Source organism: Dethiosulfatibacter sp. (genome assembly GCF_983023055.1).
Genome location: NZ_CEZJXU010000438.1, coordinates 1 through 2,156, shown reverse-complemented (window position 1 = coordinate 2,156; position 2,156 = coordinate 1). Strand labels below are relative to the sequence as shown.

4 protein-coding genes are annotated in these 2,156 nt (G+C 34.2%); 1 reads left to right on the top strand and 3 read right to left on the bottom strand.

Annotated features, from left to right (window positions below; all coding sequences use genetic code 11):
* The 3 genes from AC3AX0_RS12125 to AC3AX0_RS12115 form a co-directional block, all read right to left on the bottom strand.
* Positions 1-422 (bottom strand): (2Fe-2S) ferredoxin domain-containing protein (locus tag AC3AX0_RS12125; protein ID WP_487550539.1); only part of this gene is annotated, 422 nt, incomplete at its 3' end.
* Between the two features lie 16 nt (positions 423-438).
* The gene (locus tag AC3AX0_RS12120; protein ID WP_487550538.1) at positions 439-831 is read right to left on the bottom strand and encodes a (2Fe-2S) ferredoxin domain-containing protein; all 393 of its coding nucleotides are present in this window, start codon (positions 829-831) and stop codon (positions 439-441) included.
* A 1-nt stretch (position 832) separates the two neighbouring features.
* Complete coding sequence (locus AC3AX0_RS12115) at positions 833-1,348, bottom strand: NADH-quinone oxidoreductase subunit NuoE family protein (RefSeq protein ID WP_487550537.1); 516 nt, start codon at positions 1,346-1,348, stop codon at positions 833-835.
* Positions 1,349-1,570: 222 nt separating this feature from the next.
* Between AC3AX0_RS12115 and AC3AX0_RS12110 the strand changes: the two genes are divergently transcribed.
* Positions 1,571-2,156 (top strand): hypothetical protein (locus AC3AX0_RS12110; protein ID WP_487550536.1); only part of this gene is annotated, 586 nt, incomplete at its 3' end.

Here is a 2,156-nt window from a genome sequence, read left to right as displayed (position 1 = left end):
TCATAACCCCTAAAAGCTATATATTCTTCAATATCTTCCGGATCTATGAGACCACAGTTTCTAAGTGCGATTCTATATTGTTTTTTGTAAAAAGCCATTTTATCATGCTTATCCAGCTTTTTCTTTTCCTCAGGTTCTTCAAATAGAAGTCTTTCTACAAGACGTCCTTTTACTATATGTTCATTAATAATTTCTATGGCGTCATCTGGTTTTACCTGTACGTAGAATACATTGTCAGGATGAATTTTAACTATTGGGCCCTGACCGCAAAAACCGAAACAACCTGTTTTGATTACAGTTATTTCCTTGTCATAACCTGCTTTTACTAGTTCATTATTTAGAGCGGTAATTAATTCTTCACTTCCTGAAGCTAGACAGCCTGTTCCTCCACAGACCATAATGTGACTTCTGATTTTGTCCATTGCACCCTCCTTATAATTAAGCTTTTTCAAATGTGTTAATTATTATTGAATCATCCAGTAGTTCGTGTTTTAAAATATGCTTTTTGATAATATCTCTTGCTTTTTCGTCATCAACCTTTCCGTATAGAACAGGTTCTTTACCGGGTTCATTGACTTGAACAATGGGTTCTGAATGACAGTATCCAAGACATCCAACCTGTACAATCTTTATGTTCTTCAAATCTTGTTTGCTGATTTCGTCAAGGAGGGCTTCGAGAGTAACTCTTGCACCGGCTGCAATTCCGCAGGTAGCCATTCCTACCATCAATTCTATAGTTTCATCGGAGCCTTCACCTGTTTCTCTAAGATTGACTTTTTTTAAGGAGTTTTCCCTGATTTTTTTTAGTTCATCCAGTGATTTAATATTCAAATTAATCCTCCTCTCTAAATTCATCAAGAATGTTGTCAAGTTCTTCAACTTTGACTCTTCCAAAAATCTTGTCGTCAATCATTATAATTGGAGCAAGACCGCAGGCGCCTATACAGCGGACGTCCTTCAGGGTAAACATATTGTCTTCTGTAGTTTCTCCAGATTCTACATCGAGCTTTGACTTAAGCTCATCAAATATTTTTTCCGAGCCTCTTACGAAGCAGGCAGTTCCCATACAAACACTGATTTTATGTTTTCCTACAGGATTACTTGTGAAATAGGAGTAAAAACTGGCAACTCCAAAGACTTTTGCACCTGGCAAATCGAGTTTCCTTGATACGTATAGCTGAACTTCTTTTGGTAGGAATCCAAAGATATCCTGAGCCTTGTGCAGAACGTGAATGAGAGAACCTTTCTTATCATCCAAGGTTACAATATAATCATCCAATTCCTGGAAATTTTCAATTGGAAGATCAGAAGCACTGTAAGTTTCCTGTTGAGCTACGGGCTTTGTCATTGATACACCTTCTTTCATGAATTTAGATACTTATAAATATTATACTACAAAAACGTTTTCATTTCATTAAACATGAAAAATACAACTCTTATTATTCGAAACTTACAAAACTGTTTTTCAATGTTGAATAATTTAAACAATTCCTTTACACCATCTAAAATTCAAGAAAACAAGAATATTTATGGTAAAATAGTAATATAGATTTGTGAAAGAGTGATGAGTATGAAATTCAGAGCGTTTTTAAAAACAACCTTAATAATGGTTTTAATCTTCATTCGGATTTTTACAATATCCTATGGAGACGATATTGATATTGTAGAAAATCAGTATTATTCATGGCTTTCAGACTGGGGAGACATAGACTATTACTCTGATAGAGGAGTAGAAATAATTACTGATGAAAGACTTTGTATAGAAGACTGTGAGCAGATAAAAGGTTGGGATATTAGACCCTATGATGAACTTGAAGGGAAAAATGCAGAAGGGGATGCAATAAAATATCTCAGTACCTATCCTGTTGATGTAGTTGGAAGATTTGTAGAAAAGATATATATGGTTGATAAACTAAAAATAAGGAATACTAACTACGCAGGAACAATTGTAGATAAATCCATGTATACTGCAATAGATATAACGGGAAATAGCACACAAATTTGGATAGAAATGGTTCTAGCTCACGAGTTTTTCCATATTAGAGAAGAGTATTATCAATCTAATCCGGATATTTTCAATCCTTACGGAAAAATGAACAAACTTATTGACGAATATAATCTTGAGTTTTATTATAATGAAGGGTATTCCTTTAGCA